At 40.9% G+C, this 16,679-nt stretch carries 17 protein-coding genes and 1 pseudogene; 7 read left to right on the top strand and 11 right to left on the bottom strand.

All coding sequences use genetic code 11. The features are described from left to right. The first annotated feature begins 515 nt into the window (after window positions 1–515). Both UYK_RS0102130 and UYK_RS0102125 read left to right on the top strand, forming a co-directional pair. Window positions 516–1,325, top strand: coding sequence for a DUF928 domain-containing protein (locus UYK_RS0102130; RefSeq protein WP_016870834.1), 810 nt, complete (start codon window positions 516–518; stop codon window positions 1,323–1,325). A gap of 703 nt (window positions 1,326–2,028) precedes the next feature. After that, window positions 2,029–2,880: a universal stress protein gene (locus UYK_RS0102125; protein ID WP_009455497.1), complete on the top strand. Its 852-nt coding sequence runs from the start codon at window positions 2,029–2,031 to the stop codon at window positions 2,878–2,880. Window positions 2,881–2,987: 107 nt separating this feature from the next. Here UYK_RS0102125 and psbM read toward each other — a convergent pair whose 3' ends face one another. The 5 genes from psbM to UYK_RS0102100 all read right to left on the bottom strand — a co-directional run bounded on the left by psbM (window position 2,988) and on the right by UYK_RS0102100 (window position 5,842). Beyond that, a complete protein-coding gene (psbM, locus tag UYK_RS0102120) occupies window positions 2,988–3,104 on the bottom strand; it encodes a photosystem II reaction center protein PsbM (protein ID WP_009455495.1) in 117 nt (38 codons plus the stop codon). Window positions 3,105–3,212: 108 nt separating this feature from the next. Further along, complete coding sequence (locus UYK_RS0102115; RefSeq protein ID WP_009455493.1) at window positions 3,213–3,512, bottom strand: 2Fe-2S iron-sulfur cluster-binding protein; 300 nt, start codon at window positions 3,510–3,512, stop codon at window positions 3,213–3,215. Between the two features lie 199 nt (window positions 3,513–3,711). Beyond that, window positions 3,712–3,849 carry a photosystem II reaction center protein K gene (locus tag UYK_RS0102110; RefSeq protein WP_009455491.1) on the bottom strand — a complete coding sequence of 46 codons (138 nt, stop codon included), beginning with the start codon at window positions 3,847–3,849 and terminating at the stop codon, window positions 3,712–3,714. 266 nt (window positions 3,850–4,115) lie between these two features. Next, window positions 4,116–5,231: a tRNA guanosine(34) transglycosylase Tgt gene (gene tgt, locus UYK_RS0102105; RefSeq protein ID WP_071588097.1), complete on the bottom strand. Its 1,116-nt coding sequence runs from the start codon at window positions 5,229–5,231 to the stop codon at window positions 4,116–4,118. A gap of 158 nt (window positions 5,232–5,389) precedes the next feature. After that, window positions 5,390–5,842 (bottom strand): hypothetical protein, encoded by a 453-nt coding sequence (locus UYK_RS0102100; RefSeq protein WP_009455484.1) that lies wholly within the window; start codon window positions 5,840–5,842, stop codon window positions 5,390–5,392. A gap of 436 nt (window positions 5,843–6,278) precedes the next feature. Between UYK_RS0102100 and cobS the strand changes: the two genes are divergently transcribed. Beyond that, entirely contained in the window at window positions 6,279–7,052 is a 774-nt protein-coding gene (cobS, locus tag UYK_RS0102095; protein WP_009455462.1) for an adenosylcobinamide-GDP ribazoletransferase, read from the top strand. An 18-nt stretch (window positions 7,053–7,070) separates the two neighbouring features. Here cobS and UYK_RS0102090 read toward each other — a convergent pair whose 3' ends face one another. From UYK_RS0102090 to UYK_RS0102065, 6 genes are all read right to left on the bottom strand, one after another. Continuing rightward, on the bottom strand, window positions 7,071–8,159 hold the full coding sequence (locus UYK_RS0102090; protein ID WP_009455461.1) for a T3SS effector HopA1 family protein: 1,089 nt from the start codon (window positions 8,157–8,159) through the stop codon (window positions 7,071–7,073). Window positions 8,160–8,192: 33 nt separating this feature from the next. Beyond that, window positions 8,193–9,434 carry an aminoglycoside phosphotransferase family protein gene (locus UYK_RS0102085; protein ID WP_016870833.1) on the bottom strand — a complete coding sequence of 414 codons (1,242 nt, stop codon included), beginning with the start codon at window positions 9,432–9,434 and terminating at the stop codon, window positions 8,193–8,195. A 925-nt stretch (window positions 9,435–10,359) separates the two neighbouring features. Next, window positions 10,360–10,911, bottom strand: coding sequence for a DUF948 domain-containing protein (locus UYK_RS0102080; RefSeq protein WP_009455459.1), 552 nt, complete (start codon window positions 10,909–10,911; stop codon window positions 10,360–10,362). Between the two features lie 15 nt (window positions 10,912–10,926). After that, window positions 10,927–11,304 carry a YtxH domain-containing protein gene (locus tag UYK_RS0102075; protein WP_016870832.1) on the bottom strand — a complete coding sequence of 126 codons (378 nt, stop codon included), beginning with the start codon at window positions 11,302–11,304 and terminating at the stop codon, window positions 10,927–10,929. Between the two features lie 58 nt (window positions 11,305–11,362). Beyond that, the gene (locus UYK_RS0102070; protein WP_009455457.1) at window positions 11,363–11,671 is read right to left on the bottom strand and encodes a hypothetical protein; all 309 of its coding nucleotides are present in this window, start codon (window positions 11,669–11,671) and stop codon (window positions 11,363–11,365) included. A 199-nt stretch (window positions 11,672–11,870) separates the two neighbouring features. Then, on the bottom strand, window positions 11,871–13,268 hold the full coding sequence (locus UYK_RS0102065; protein ID WP_016870830.1) for an amidase: 1,398 nt from the start codon (window positions 13,266–13,268) through the stop codon (window positions 11,871–11,873). 511 nt (window positions 13,269–13,779) lie between these two features. On the opposite strand from UYK_RS0102065, the gene UYK_RS0102060 reads away from it, so the two are divergent. The 4 genes and pseudogenes from UYK_RS0102060 (at window position 13,780) to UYK_RS0102045 (ending at window position 16,674) form a co-directional block, all read left to right on the top strand. After that, window positions 13,780–14,379 carry a MiaE family protein gene (locus tag UYK_RS0102060; RefSeq protein WP_009455455.1) on the top strand — a complete coding sequence of 200 codons (600 nt, stop codon included), beginning with the start codon at window positions 13,780–13,782 and terminating at the stop codon, window positions 14,377–14,379. Between the two features lie 106 nt (window positions 14,380–14,485). Then, a pseudogene (locus tag UYK_RS26475) lies at window positions 14,486–14,713 on the top strand (sensor histidine kinase); the annotation flags it as partial. 53 nt (window positions 14,714–14,766) lie between these two features. Beyond that, the gene (locus UYK_RS0102050) at window positions 14,767–15,270 is read left to right on the top strand and encodes a GNAT family N-acetyltransferase (protein ID WP_009455453.1); all 504 of its coding nucleotides are present in this window, start codon (window positions 14,767–14,769) and stop codon (window positions 15,268–15,270) included. A 369-nt stretch (window positions 15,271–15,639) separates the two neighbouring features. Then, on the top strand, window positions 15,640–16,674 hold the full coding sequence (locus UYK_RS0102045; RefSeq protein ID WP_016870828.1) for a chemotaxis protein CheB: 1,035 nt from the start codon (window positions 15,640–15,642) through the stop codon (window positions 16,672–16,674). Window positions 16,675–16,679 lie beyond the last annotated feature (5 nt).

Here is a 16,679-nt window from a genome sequence, read left to right as displayed (position 1 = left end):
AAACTCCTCTAGACAAGTTGACTGGTTGAAACAAGAATCCCACACCTTCAAGGTGTGGGAGTGTCAATTCCTCCCTGAAACGGCTACGGTGTATATACAAATCTTGGTGCAGTGTATCTATCCCGCCTCGAAATAAATTGCAAGTCTGAAAGCTTAAGTCCTCTTCCAATGGACTCAAAGAGAAATTCTATTTAGTCCATGAAGGCGCGATATCGGTTCAGCAAAAGTATAGAAAAGGAGCTAGGTGAAAAATACACAAAGCTCCGGGTATGGCGCAGAAGTATAAGTAGGTAGGTTTATGGAGGACTACCCGCTTTTTGTCTCCACAAAATTAAAGTATCAGCTATGCAAAGCAATCACAATGGAAATAAAACAGTGGTGCAACAGCATTATTTTCATTGAACCGAACCGTACTGCAACACCTGTAATTTCCCGTGGGAACGAGAGTAAATCAATTACGTCTGAACCTAGGTGGATACCGTCTTTGGTGAGACAGTTGTAAATTCTTAACCTGAATGTATCACCCAAATTACTTAAAAGTTAGCCTGTCTTTGCTTTTAAATTTAATTGTGTGTGCTTCACCCTCGGTAGCTTTCACACAGACAATTGCTAAACCACAAACCCCAAGTAAACAGAATCGGGTCAACAACCGCAATCAGCAAAGTGGTAGCGTCCAGGTAAAGGTTCCGATAAAAACTCTTCCTGGACGTCGGGAAAACGGTAGCACACGCAGAGGCGGCTGTCTTTTTGGCGATCAACCGCTTATAGTTTTACTACTACCATCAACTAATCTAGGATTGACAACTGCTGCGTATCCTAAGTTTTTCTGGTACACACCTGACAATACCGCTCAAACGATCCTATTTTCTCTCTACAAAGTAGATGAAAAACTGCGTCCACGCACTTTAGTGTATCAAACGAACTTTAAACCCAACACTCAGGCCAGGATCACGAGTTTGGCTCTACCTAACAATGGTAAGGTTCCACCTTTGGCAATCAACCAAACTTATCAGTGGTCTGTCTCTATTGTTTGTGATATACAAGACCCTTCTCCCCGTTCTGTTATTAGTGTCCATGGTTGGGTGCAACGGGTGAATATCAGTAATAATCTGGCTAATCAGTTAAAGCGATCAAGTTTAAGGGAACGCCTTTCTGTCTATGCTGCACAAGGTCTATGGTTTGATGTACTAGCAACAGTTGCAGAGTTACGCGCCTGCAACCCATCAGATACCACACTTTCTGATATTTGGACAAGTTTGTTACAGCAGGTCGAGTTAGATTACTTAGCTAAACAGCCTTTCTACCAACAGTGTCCTCGACGCTAATATCTATATTGAAATTAACTAATTCCCTGTAGGGCAGGTGTAAGGGGAGAGATGTTTTTCCCTACACCCCTATTTTTTTAGGTCTAGACAAAAAATTTCGTAACAGAAAAAATACTAAAATTTTTGAATAAGAAAATTCCATAGCATAATTAAGTAAAATTTATTAATGAGTCTTTTTAATATATAGAAAAATAACTAACAGCACAATTATATTTTGTCAATCAAAACATCTGGTTTATTAAGTAATCTATTGAAAATAAAAATTTTTCAATTTCCACAATTCAAAATTCCTAAAAAGGCGGATTGATCCCAAGGATCAATCCAAAATCCAAAATTGTCTGACTGTCTTAGCAATACTTAACAAGAGATTAATTAAAAAGCGTAAACATAGATTAAAAGTGATAAAATTCATAACCATTCATTAAGCTCATCGTGCAGAATTAAGAGTAAGCTAAATTATCAATAGCCTAGTTGAGAAACTACGTCACTGGGTATCAACAAAAATAAGATTTAGTCAAGAGTTAATTATCAAAATAAGTAATTCTTACGATGTTAATTGCTAGTTCTTCATTGCAGTTAACAATTAATCAGGAACTATTGATGATTAACTATTGACCATGGACTACGTAATTTAGCAGGCGGTGAAAGTTAAAGCTGAGCCAATTACTAGAGAGCAAACAACTAGAAGCTACGGAAGGCGAAAATGATACAAAACATTTTGATTGCTGTCTCTGGATTGGGACACGCGGAAGAGATGCTTAAAACTTTGAAGGAACTGCCATCAATTCAGCAGGCAAAAGTTACAGTATTACACGTTGTTCCACCACAAAGCACCGCCGAGTCTATGACAATGAAGTGGGAAGAAGGCGGGAAAATCCTGGCTAATGCGATTCAGTCTTTAGCTTTAAATCCTAGCCAAGTCTCTTCTATTTTGCGACAAGGTGAACCAAAGGATGTGGTTTGTCAAGTAGCAGATGAAATTGATGCAGACTTAATTATTATGGGTTCTCGTGGACTTAAGCGTCTGCAATCGATCTTAGCAAATTCAGTAAGCCAATACGTTTTTCAATTGTCCTCTCGCCCAATGTTGCTAGTAAAAGATGACATTTATGTCAAAAATATTAAGCGCATTATGGTAGCAATGGACAATTCCGATGCGTCAAAACACTGCCTGAATCTGGCTCTATTTTTGATTCGAGACATTAAGGGCGGTGAGCTAATCTTAACACATGTGATTACAGATTTGGGAGGTGAGCCTACATCAACCCAGGTTACTCCTGAGCAGCACCCTGTTTTAGCAGCTGCTGCTGCGGAAGCGAAGAAACAGGGGGTGCAACCTCGTTGTGTGTTAAGTATGGGTAAACCTGGTGAAAAAATTTGTCGCTTGGCAGAAGAATTAAACGTAGATCTTTTGTTAATTGGTTCTCCTGATCGCCGTCCTTCTATTGCTAAGAGTTTTGTTGATTTAGACCGACTTTTGGGTTCTTCTTTGTCTGATTACGTCAGGATTAATGCAACTTGTCCAGTTTTGTTAGCACGAACTGCTGCTGCTTAAATCAGTGATCAGTTAACAGCTAACAGTTGATAACTGAACAATTGTAAAAAACCCTTACACCATAATATGTAAGGGTTTCTTATTTTATACACAAAATACACAAAGCATTAACTATCTTTTTTACCTTCGCGGCTAGCTGTTTGAATGTAAAGAATTATTAAAAAAACAGCAGGAACCAGCACAAATAGAATGCTGGCTACAAACCCCAGGTCATTAACCTGCATAGTAAGAAAGCCTCTCTTAGATTCCAGTCAACATTTTTAGGATACCATCATCATGGCTTGGCTGAGTCATTTGTAATTTGTCATTTATAAGAATGAATGCTGACAATTCTATTCAGGCTTTGTCACTACACTTACTGGGCCATTAACCACCGTTTGACAGGCAAGTCGGTAGTTTGCAGGCTTTTTCTTTAAGAAGCGGTTTTCTGCTTGGGTAGGTGGTGATAAATTTTCCCGTCCTTCGATGATCTCCACAATACAGGTGCCACACTGACCGTAGCCACCACAATTCATCATTTTTCCCCAAAGTTTATAGATGTCTATGCCGTTTTCTAAGGCTTTTTGCCGTAAATTAGCACCATCAGCAGCAATAATTTCTTTATTCTCTTTCACGAATTTGATGTTTCCCATAGCCTTATACCTCGTTGACTGTTTGCCTGAATGCTAAGACCGAATTTTTATCTGACTTGGTGAAATCTTTTCTTTTTATATTAGTTTACTAATTAATTTAACAAAATGTTAATAATTAAAAAATTTTGTAAACATAGCTTTGGCAAAAATTAAGACAGGCAAAACGCCTGTCTCTTCAAAAATAGATAGATTGATTAATTTACCTGAAACCCACGGCTGCTTGCCAAACAAAAGCTAAGAGCAAAAAGAATAAGGGAATGAGCGGGAGAACGTCTACCAAAGGATCAAAAATTTGGAATGCTTCAGGCAGTTTTGCTAATAATAGTGCTATTTCCATTTTTGTTTAAATCCACCTATCCAACACAGCTTTCAGAATTGAGAAATATCTTAACACGGGATAGCCATCAGTAATTAGTCATTGGTTATTAATTATCTGTTTGATAATAAAAACTTTTGGGTTATGCCTAACGCTTGATTGGAATTTCAACAAAAAATTCACATCCCTTCCCTAATCTCGACGCCATACTCAGCTAACTATCCCCTTTTCCTCCTTTTCCCCCTATCTTCCTTCCCTTGAAATTTGAAGATTACTGAATTGAGGTTTTATTCCCGTGGAGTTAGCCACTCACCAAATTCTGGAATAAAGGTATCGTTCAATATTGCCTCTCGTATTTTTTGGGTAAAGCGAATCAATTCGGTGATATTGTGAATACTTAACAAGGTGTATGCCAAAATCTCTTGCGATCGCACTAAATGAGAAATGTAGGCACGGGTGAAGTTTTGACAAGTGTAGCAAGGACAAGTTTCATCTAAAGGCGTAAAATCTTCACGAAACTTGGCATTTTTTAAATTCCAGCGATCGCCCTGCACCATTGCCGTACCGTGTCTCGCCCAACGTGTGGGAATTACACAATCAAATAAATCTACACCAGAAGCGATCGCAACCACCATTTCTTGATAAGTACCTACGCCCATCAAATAACGCGGCTTGTGGTATGGTAACAGGGGCGCTGTTACTTGTACAACTTGATGAATTAGTTCTGGTTCTTCACCTACACTCACGCCACCAATGGCATAACCTGGTAAATCCAGTTTTTCCAAAGCTTCCGCCGCCTGAGCGCGCAAATCTAAATGCACTCCACCCTGAACGATACCAAATAATGCTTGCTCCTGAGGGCGTTGATGTGCCTCAATACACCGTAAAAGCCATCGATAAGTGCGTTCTGTGGCTGCTTCCACCTCTTGGCGGCTAGCTGTAGCAGGCGGACATTCATCAAAGGCCATGATCACATCCGCCCCTAGTGTATTTTGAATCTCAATGGATTTTTCGGGTGTGAATTTGATAATTTGACCATCGTGGGGTGAGCGAAATGTTACACCTTCTTCAGAGATTTTCCGCATTTCGCTGAGGCTAAAAACCTGAAACCCTCCGGAATCAGTGAGCATCGGCCCACTCCATCCCATAAACTTGTGCAGTCCTCCACCTCCAGCCACAATTGCTTCTCCTGGTTGCAGGTGTAGGTGATAGGTATTGGATAGAACCATTTGCGCCCCTGTTTCTTTGAGTTGGGCAGGGGTGAGGGTTTTCACAGTTGCCAGTGTCCCCACAGGCATAAAACGAGGGGTTTCAACTACTCCGTGTGGTGTGTAAAATACCCCAGCCCGTGCTTTGGTATGGCTACAGGAAGCAAGACATTGGAAAGAAAAATTTGCGCTCAAGACAGAAGTAACCGTTGATATTTAAGCTAAGTTTGGTGAACTTAATCAAACATAACTATAGCTTGAGTTTGATAACTGTATCTTCTACCGCCCCTAAAGCTTTCAATATAGCAACAGTTGCTGCGGTTAAGCCTGTAACACCTCAAGTACGCAGCAGCTTAAAACGGATCACAAGGATCATCGTCAATTTCTGCATCCCACCTCGCTGAGAGAACCTGTTCCATCATTGCTTCTATGGCGCTGACATTTAAGAAACGCTCGTGTCGCTCTTGCATAGGGGTAGAAAGAGGAATCAAGCGCAGACAACTTCCTTCTTGTATTAAGTCAAAGTAAGTTTCTTTTTGTGGTGACTGTTTTAATTCCAAGTAATCGAAACTACAAACGTTGAGATAAAGGGCGTGGTTAGCAACGAGGGTAGAGCGTTGTGGATTGGCAAATACTTCCATCACATTCCCTTCACCGTCGCTCTTGCACTCACCGTCTTGGGTGTAGGAATAGCGAACACGACCCAAATCTGTCAGTAATCGCCGCATATCGAGCTTGTTGACAACCACACCTGTATTGATGATGCATGGAGCTGGTATCTTGCTTTCGGGTAGATGGTGACTCATAATCCAATGGCTTTCGGAGTGTAGATGAAAACTACATAGCTAAACAGTTGATTATCCTTGCTGATTGACGCCTACTATTTAATAATTATCTAAGTATTGATCAATTTTGTAGGGTGATCGCCTAATTAGGCACAATAAATTATTTTTTGTTGACAAAACGCCAGAAAAGCAAGTTTTAATATTTTCCTATTGCTTTTGTGACCAGTCCTAGTGTATCTAGTTCATGATTTCTATTTATTACATAGTTTTAAAGTACTTTTTTATACTAATTGCCAAATATTTCACTGAGATAAGCATAACAAAATTTTTTGGTGAAGTTACCCACACTGGTAAATCTTATTTAAATTTTTAAAGAGGAATTTAAGGTTTGTGCCGAAATTAGGAGCGTCATTGTCACTTGTCATGAGAGTAATAACTAACAACTAGCGTAACTACTATGAGTCACAAGTGTCAGTGGTGGAAACAACTACTATTTGGTATCACAAGTGCCGTTGTATTTTATACAGTACTTCCTGTACCATATATGTATGCTTGGGATTTCCAAGGAGTAGCCCGTTTTGCCCCTGTCATTGGACTAATGATAGGAGGAATTTTAGGGTTATTTGATACTTTGATGATTTATTTAGGTGTGCCAGTACTAACCCGTAGTGCCTTAGTAGTATGTGCTTGGATTGCGATTACTGGAGGACTGCATTTAGATGGAGCAATGGATACCGCAGATGGGTTAGCTGTGGGTGATCCCAAGCGGAGACTAGAAGTGATGGCAGATAGCGCAACAGGTGCATTTGGGGCAATGGCGGCGATCGCTTTGGTGTTACTTAAAACAACTGCACTCACAGATCTAGAACACAATCGTTGCTTAATTCTCATGGCAGCTGCTGGGTGGGGGCGATGGGGACAAATTATGGCAATAGCCCGCTACCCTTACTTGAAACCTACTGGTAAGGGTGCTTTTCATAAACAGGCTATTCGTTCATACAAAGATTGGCTACCGACCCTATTTTTATTAATAGCTGTGAGTGGTTGGCAAATTTTCCTCAACCGACATCAAATCTTTTTTGCCACAGTAATGATACTTGCTGGAATTGCGATCGCAATAAGTGTTGGAGCCTGGTTTAATCACAAACTAGGCGGGCATACTGGTGATACCTATGGTGCTGTTGTAGAATGGACAGAAGCTTTGTTTTTATGTGTGATGACACTATTGTGAAAGATTTTGGCTTTCTTCTCACATTAAAGGAATATACACATCCTCAGAACTAGGGTTAAGGTAGGGACGCTGTAAATCTATTCCCAAACGCGCAAAATGTTGGCAGATAGTTTGTATTCTTTGTTGGGTAGAATTTTGCCCTTTTTGCCAAGCTTCCAGTAAAGCATTAGCAACAATTTGGCAACGATTTATGCCAAAACTTTCTTGAACAACAAATTTTTGGGCTGGTTCTTCAGCTAAACTCAACCCTGGTGCTAAATATTTGGTAAATAAGGGAATTTCTGAATAAAAATGAGATTGCTGTTGTTTATACACAGCTTGTAAAACTTCTCGCACTAACCAGTAGTTGTGGCGTTCAAAGTAAAGAACCGCTGAATCAAAGCGTCTATAAGCAGAGGGATTATATGGAACTTGAAAGCTAAATGCAATACCGGCAGTATTAAGTTGTAGCGTCAAGCTTTCCATGAGAGCGATCGCTCCGCTTGGAGTTATATTAAAGTAAATCCGTCCTTCTCCCAAATCGCTATCAGGATTCTCTCCTAGTTTTTGGGCAACATTACTAACTGCAACGTAGCAACCATTTTGCAAGCGATTTTTTGGCATCCAAATATTGATCAAATCGCCAACCCGAACAGACCGGATCATTGGTTCTAAATGGTGTTCACTTTCAATATGTAATGTCAAACCGCCTTTACTCACGGCTAAACTGCCATCTGGTTCGCGTCGCAATACCTGCCAACCAGGATCATAATAACCAGTACCGTGATTGTGAGAGTGCAATTGCTCATACAATTGCCAATCAATCCCCAAGACGGAATTATTTTCTAAACTTTTGTGGGGTAAAAAATTGCTAGGTTTAGCATTTACTGCTAAAACACTTTGCAAAGAGCCATTGTAATAAATACCGTAGATAAAATTTCTGAGTAATAAAGTGAGATATTTATACTGTATTGCTTGGGAATGTTTTTGAAATCTTTGTGCCAATTGATTGGGCAAAGCAAAAGACTGATAGTTGGGATGGTAAATGCAAAAGTTAGCCTCGATCTGAATATTGTCGGCAATATCGAGTAGAGAATTTTGTAGATGCTGGTCAGAACAATCTAGCATGACTTTGAATTTCCCCGTCTACCTCTATTTTCATCAACACCCGCGCAAACGGGTTTTACTGTAGTAAATTCGGACTAAATTCTGTTCCTTTTCGGTTTGGGGATGTTTGGTCAATTTCACAAAAGGTTTGATAATTTCTGACTCGGAGATCCCAAAAACTGTCATGATAGATTCTTGTGGTCTTGTGAGTAGACTTTTGGCAACTTGTAGCGTTGCAATGCCACTGTTATCAAAATATTTCCGGTTTTGAATTGTTGCTTGCAACTGCTGAATTAGCACTAAACCAGCATATTGCACTACTCGCTGGATGAAGTCGCAACGATACTCCAGAATACTGGGGAAAGCATCGAGATAAGCTTGAACTAAGGCAGCTATAGAAGGGTGAAGAATTTCTATTGGTGTTGCTGCCAATTCTAGAGATTCTTCTAACTTGATGGACGGATCTACCACCAAACTTTCTAACCAAATTCTCAAATAGCTGGCTAATACGGTTCCTAAATCGAATGCTGGATCTCCCCAACTACAAGTTTTCCAGTCAATGATACGGATCAGACAGTTATCTAGTTGTTCCCACCGGGAATGCACCAAAATGTTTTCTAATTTGAGGTCGTTGTGAGTTAAGCAGCAAGGTTGCCATAAAGATGCTAATTCTGCGATCGCTGCTTCTAAACTTTCATAACGTTGATAAAGAACATAAAACTTGAGTGCATCAGTAGGAACACTACCAAAAATATCGGAACTAAATGACTCTATTCCTTGGACTGGATTGTAAAACTGATAGCGAAATTGCCCTTGGGGAGCAGTTGCCATAAAATCACGATACTCACGCTGATTAAATGTAGCGCGATGCAGTACACCCAAGCTAGCACCAATGGCAGTGGCAATTTCTGGTGGATAAAGATCGTTTTGTTGATAGAAATTCTCTAATTCAAAATATTCCGTTAGATAGTTGCGAACCAGTATAGACTGCTGTTCATCAAAATGAAGTAATGATGATCCGATTTCCGCAATGTTTCCTAAGACTGGAAACTGCTGCAACAACTGATGAAATAACCATTCATTAAATAATTCCTGGGGAATACCATTATGCTCTATGTAGCGTTCCTGCTTTACTAAAAATTTGCGATCGCTTCCCACATTTACCAGTAAATTTATATTTTTCTTTTGACTTCCTACTGGTTCACAGTCTGCAACATCATCCTCTGAACTACATAGTCCTAAGTTTTCCAGATGCTTGATCAGATGATGATTTGGAGAATGCAGTGAAAATATCATATATTATTTCCTAACTCGTAAAACTGCCTAGAGAAGTAGCTATCTTGTTATTCGCTTGGTTTAAGTAGTATTAGCTAAGTAGTAAAAACACGTGAGTAAGAATATTGTTTGTTACTATCTACTAATATCCTATATTGTCAATAAAAACTTGCCAAAATGGCAATGCAGCCTTTACTTACCTTTAAATTTTACTTCTTGTAAATTTTAAAAATTTAAATACTTTGAATGATATATAGTTGATATTTGCTGGTTATGGATTGTAATTTATTGATTAATCACTACTGTACATATAGGTCTGGACGTTAAACTTTTCAATCTCAATCACCGAATGTAAACTCAAACCTACTCCTATACTGAAGCTAATACTGCTACCTAGTCAGTTAAAAGTTGTTACAGATGCTATGGATTCACTTCTGTAAAAAAGTCAAAAACTCTTTTTTCTAAGCTTTTGACCTATATCAAGTTGTCCGTTGATTGCTGCGACCTGTACTAGATTGAGTAATTATATTTTTCAGTTTCAATAAACAGAAATGGACTGAAACTTACTCTCAAGAGCATTTGTAGGTACAGAAAATATTGCGTAGTTCCGGATGAGCTTCAATTTTTTTGTAAATCTGTTAGCTAGAAATAGCTCATTATTAAATAAGTAATTACCCTTACACTATATTATTTTTACATCACTGAACATTGATTTTGACTTCTTTTCATGGTTTTTAATAACCTGAATAAATAGTAAAAAAAACAGATAAACAACTTGAGAATGCAAGTTGCTTGATATTAAACACTTATTTTATACAGAAATATTAATTCACCATAGAACCTTTTAGCAGTGTAGTAATTACTGAATCTATGGGAGAGGTGGGGAGGTGGGGAGGTGTGAGGAGTGGAAATAACAACTAATGACAATTGACGATTGACAATGACTTTATTCTTCTTCTTGCCAATCTTGGGTGTCATCACTTTCCCAGTCAGCAGTATCTTTGTAGCTTTCTTGATTTCGATACTGTTCTGATTTTTTGGGGCGATTGTACTGTCTGAGTGATTCTCTTTCTCTTGGTTTTAGTGTTCCTTTTTGATTCATCAACAAGCGATCGCTTGTCCTTTTTGCAGGTTTAGAGCGGGTAAAACTTTTCCATGCAGCTTTGACGCCAACAAATATACTGCGCGTATTGATTTGAATATTTTGAGCCTGCTGTTTAGCGCTGTTCAAACTTTGATCAACTTGTTTGACGACCCCAGAAGCACTTTTAACTCCTTCACTCACATCATCAGTCAACTCAGTAATTTCCAAGCCTGTCGTGCGGATAGCATCCAGGGTCGGTGGTAGCTCTCGCGAGAGGGTATCAAATAACTTTTCCGCACTACGAGCAGCACGTGCTAACTCCTGCAAAGCTGGTATAGCCACCACCAAAACAGCAGTTAGACTGATGGCCACCAGGAATATAGATAGTCCCAGCCAAAACAGCGGTTCACTCACAATTATGTCATTAATTTAGTTATCTACATGCTTGGGAAGAGAATCTGAGTCAGCCACTGTGCTACTAGCCGGAGTTGGTGCGTCTGATTGATTTTTCCGTTTCATTGCTTGGCTTTCTCGTTGACTAGCATCAATACCGGCTGCGATCGCTTCTCGTAGTCGTTCTAAAGTCTCATCCCAGTTTCGTAGTGCATTGGCAGACAGGCGATCTGCCTGAATTTGGACACTAGTTGATAAGTCTTCTGCCAATTCTGGCAGTGCGTCAGCCGATTTTTTTAAGAGTTTACGCGTTTCGCGCCCTGTACGCGGAGCCATAAGCAAACCAGTCAAAGCACCGATGGTTGCTCCTAGCATTAAACCGCCAATAAATACTCCAGAACGATTGTTAGACATTTTTCTTTTCTCTCCTTACACCCATTTTATGGGGTTTTCACGCCTTGCAAGCCCTGAATTATTTAACTTTTCTCGGAAAATACCAACGCCAGAATCTCTGTCCAACAAATAATATGCTATGTATCTGCTGCAATTGTTGAATTTGTAGCTCTAGCGCTTGGTTTTTTTGCCGCAGGTTATGAATACTCTGGCGGCTGATGTTGAGAGCTTGGGGTGCTGGAGAAAATAACGTATGGCTACAACGCTCAGCGAGAATCAACCAGTTAGTGAGCCTAGTTAGTTTCAACCGCAGTCGCCATACTCGCCAAGTGGCGTACAGTAAGATTAGCGAGATGAGCGTGTTGATTCCGACAACCACTTTAACCATTGCTTACCTTTTCCAGCACCAGTATTGAAAAAAATTTTTGGGCTTGACTAGATTCTGACTTGATCATAGCGACAGAGCTTCAATTCATCATTGAACTTACATTGAACCTACATCGAAAATCTCTGTAGAGCAATGGTTTGAGCAATATCACTGCTCCACCCCTTCTAGGGGTGGATTTGCCAACGAGGTATTTTATGATTTAAGTAGCAAATGCCGGACGATGCTCAATCCAAGGTTTTGCAATTTCTATTTGAGCGGCTAAACTGATTAGAGTGGCTTCGGCGGCAGGTTTGCCAACTAGCTGCACACTCATAGGCAAGCCATTATTATCAAAACCAACAGGAATGGCGATCGCAGGTAGGCCAGTGGCATTGGCTGGTGGACACGGAGCAACCCAATTCACGATCTTTTGAAATGTTTCTTCCGGGGTGAGGTGCGCCCATTCACCCACAGAAATAGGTGAGTGCAAATATACTGGTAACACTAGTATATCTACTGAATCAAAAAAGGCGACAATTTGCCGCGACACCATCTGCATTTGATAAACTGCTTGCAGGTATTCGCCAGCAGAGCCATTGCGTGCTAGTAACCAACGATTCATCGGTTGCAAAACTTCTGGGGGAAGACCAGAAGTCGCTACGTTCGTTTGCCATACGGTCTGAAATGGTTCTACTAAACCGCTAAAATCCGGGCTTTTTTCTTCGACTGTATGACCAAGTTCTTCTAGTAACTTCACTGTTTGCAGTACGCCTTGCTGACAATTACCATCTGCTGTACCAATCGGTGGAATGGCTGTACCATAGGCAATACGTAGTCTGCCAATTCTTTCTTTACTGGCAACCAAAAATGATGGTTCAGGATCGCTTAACCAATAAGGATCGCCTGTGACATAGCCAGACATCACATCTAAAAGGGCTGCTGCATCAGCCACAGTACGGGCAATAGGGCCATTAGTCGCAATCCCACTGAGGCGATCGCCTACGGGTGCATGGGTGACTCGTCCTCTGGCTGGCTTGATGCCCACCAAACCACAACAAGCCGCAGGACCACGAATTGAACCACCACCATCAGAACCTTGAGCGATCGCACACAACCCAGCTGCAACTGCGGCGGCTGCACCACCACTAGAACCACCGGGAGTATATTCTAAATTCCAAGGATTTCTTGCTGGTGGAAAACCCGTAGGTTCTGTGTAAGGGAATGAACCAAGTTCTGAAGTGGCAGTTTTACCAAGCAGAATAAATCCGGCTTGCTTAATCCGCGTGACTACACCATCATCAAAATCAAGAATGTTGTTGACTAGCGCCGGGCTACCAAAGGTACAAGGGACACCAGCCACCGGGTTAAGGTCTTTAATCGAAATCGGTACACCAAAAAATGGTGGTAGTTCATTGCTATTTGCCAACATTTCTGTCTTTGCTTTAGCATCAGCGATCGCTTGTTCTGCTGTGACCGTAAAATAACTTCCCAGATCCGGATTGAGGCGTTGAATTCGTTCTAGATATATCTGCACCAACTCTAATGGTGACACTTCCCTATGACGGATCAATCGTGCTTGTTCAAGAGCTGGGGTAAAGGCTAAGTCTATTGAGTTCATTAGAAAAAAGGAACTAAGGGCTAGAGACCAGGTAAAAAGGTATATTATGCATCCTGATATTTACATTTAATGACAATTACATAAAAAATACGTATGTCATGTCTTAGAAATAAATTTTTAGCTTATATCACAAATCTATTCACAGGGTTAAAAGTGTAACACTTAGTTAAGAATTTTTCAGTGAGAGCCACTGAATTGCTGGGTAATCAGCATGATCGCGATCACTTTGAATAACACTGAGGATGACTAATAGCACTAGTGCAGTGGGTTGATCGCATCGATGAATGAGCAGGACGGTTGCGGCGCTTTAATCGCTAAGGATGATGAACCGCCAAGTTGCCAAGAGCGCCAAGATTCAATTTTATATTTACCAAATAAAATCATCTCACAAATATGCAATACCAAAAGAATCAGTCTATTTTAGTAGACTTCAGCTATTAGCCCCAAATTTATTTGAGGACGGGATGTTGGACTCAATTTAAAATAAAGTAGAGATTTCTAAATTTTGACTGTGCTGTCTTCTGCTTTACCAACAATTAACATCCTGAAACAACCCACCAGTTCTGCTTGGGTAGAACAGGCTATATCTAATTTGGACATTATCCTCCTAGACCACGCTCAATGCGAACGCAAAGCTGCTGGTGTGGCGTTAAACTTGATATTTCGCTATCCTTCTAATGCCAAGATGGTGCGGGAACTAACTAAAATTGCCCGCGAAGAACTCGAACACTTTGAGCAAGTAAATCAATGGCTAGAAGATAGAAATATACCTATGCGCCCCCTCACTCCACCTCCCTATGGTGCAGGTTTAAAAGCCCAAATTCGCCCCAAAGAACCCGATCGCTTTTTAGATTCTTTGTTGGTTAGTGGTTTAATAGAAGCACGTAGTCACGAACGTTTGGGATTATTAGCTACTCATTGCCCTGAGCCAAAATTAGCGAAGTTCTATCATGGGTTGATGGCATCGGAAGCACGGCATTACGGTACTTATTGGGTATTGGCTGATACTTATTTTCTCCGTGAAATTGTCGCAAAAAGATTAGAAGAGTTAGCAATTATTGAGAGTGAATTGCTAGTGAATTTACACCCTGAACCGAGAATTCATAGTTAAGGTATCAATCGCATCACTCTAGCTAGTAAAGACTTTGACGAACACCGATGATTTATCTGTGTGCATCGCCTTGCACTGTGTTCGTTATTCATCGATTTTGGTTGTGAACGTGAAAATATCAATTGCTGATAATGGTGAGGGAATGAGTGAAGATGTGAAAAACCGCATATTTGACCATTTATTTACTACTAAAGGAGTTGGGAAAGGAACGGGATTAGGGTTAGCGATCGCACAACAAATTGTAGTCGAAAAACATGGCGGGACAATTGAAGTTAATTCTGTTTTCGGAGAAGGTACGGAGTTTGTCATTTCGTTACCGATGAAGGGGGAGTAGGGGTGATGGGGTGAATAAAAAGTGACAATTGACTAATGACTAATGACAAATAAATGAATAGTTATTACAAAGATTTTTTGATTCGTGATTGGCAAGAAGGCGATCGCATTTCTGCTTCTGAAGTGATTCGGTCGGTGTTAGCTGAATATGGTTTAGGTTGGGAACCTGATGGTGCGGATCGGGATGTGTTGCAAGTGGAAGAATGTTACTTAGCTACGGGTGGGGAGTTTTGGGTAATTGAATACCAAAATCAAATTGTGGGTACGGGTGGATACTACCCGATAAAACGGGGTGAAAAAGCTGTTGAAATCCGCAAAATGTATCTTTTGCCGATCGTTAGGGGTGTGGGTTTAGGGAAATATTTGTTACAAGAGTTGGAAGATGCGATCGCCCGTCGTGGTTTTCAGCAAATTTGGATTGAAACCGCCAGTGTTTTAGCAGAAGCAGTCAAGTTATATGAAAGCAATGGTTATCTACCAGCAACAGGTGTAGAGACGACACGGTGCGATCGCGTTTATGTGAAACTGCTAACGAGTATTTCTGATACTGGGAATTGATCTAGTCAAAATCGCTCACAGTATACCTGCTTTATCACTTGGAGTAACGGCGAAAAAGAAATTTTTGTTGGCAAAGATGCTCAAGCGATCGCCCAAACACTAAGAAAAGTCACAAAACGAATTTAAATCTTTATCTAGGGTGGGTAATGCTCACCCTATATAAATTAGGGAAATATTTGTGACAACAGCCAGAAGGTGCGATCGCCAAGGTTACAAATCTGCAAGTTTCTATTTCTCACGCCCGAGTTAGATAAACCCTTAACCAATAAATCTACTCTAAGCTAGGTTAGGAAATGTCTCCATTTTGCTAGCGTGGGCTTGGCAGTGTGTGTCGGTGTGTTCAATCTGCGCTGCTATCAGGAGGAATCCATGCCTGGACACGATATAATCGTAGTCGGGACATCAGCAGGCGGAGTTGAAGCACTTACTTATCTGGCAAAAAATTTACCTCCAGACATCAAAGCTGCGATTCTCATTGTTCTTCATGTTCCCTCTCATGCTACAAGCGTTTTACCCCGCATCTTGAAGCGGGCTGGAAATTTACCAGTACATCATCCTCAAGATGGAGAAGCAATTGTTCTAGGTAGAATTTACGTTGCTCCGCCGAATTACCATCTACTTGTCAAACGAGGATACATTACCCTATCTCGGGGTCCGAGAGAGAATAGCCATCGTCCAGCTATCGATCCCCTATTTCGTACCGCAGCGCGGTCTTACGGACGACGAGTGGTTGGTGTGATCTTAACGGGTACACTTGATGATGGCACGGCGGGATTAAAGGCAGTGAAAATGCGAGGTGGGATAGCGGTTGTTCAAGACCCCAAAAATGCCATGTTTGCGGGAATGTCACGTAGTGCGATCAAAAACGTAGACGACATTGACTATGTTCTCCCACTAGCGGAGATTCCATTTGTACTGGTGAAACTAGCTAACACACCTGTAGAAGAAGTAGAAAAATCTATACCCAACGAAATTGAATTTGAATCTGATATAGCAGAACTAGATATGGAAGCAGTCGACAACGACGGTAGACCTGGTAAACCCTCAGGTTTCTCCTGTCCGGATTGTGGTGGTAGCCTGTGGGAATTGCAAGAGGGAGATTTGTTGCGGTTTCGGTGTCGCACGGGTCATGCTTACTCGACGGAAACTCTTTTGGCAGAACAATCTGATGCTTTGGAGGATGCTCTTTGGATCGCCCTGAGAGCATTAAAGGAAAAATCTTCTCTGGCAAACCGTATGGCTAAGCGGATGCGTGATCGCAATCAAATCTTATCAGCCGAACGATTACACCAAGAGGCTCAAGATTGTGATGAGCGTGCTGCTGTGATTCGAGAAGTTCTACTCAACAGCAATCGCCACCCAGTAGCAGAACTGAACGAGACACCAGATCTACAAGAGCAATAAACGAT

The sequence above is a fragment of the Fischerella thermalis PCC 7521 genome (genome assembly GCF_000317225.1).
Classification (GTDB): Bacteria; Cyanobacteriota; Cyanobacteriia; order Cyanobacteriales; family Nostocaceae; genus Fischerella; species Fischerella thermalis.
This window is presented reverse-complemented; position numbering and strand designations above follow the sequence as displayed.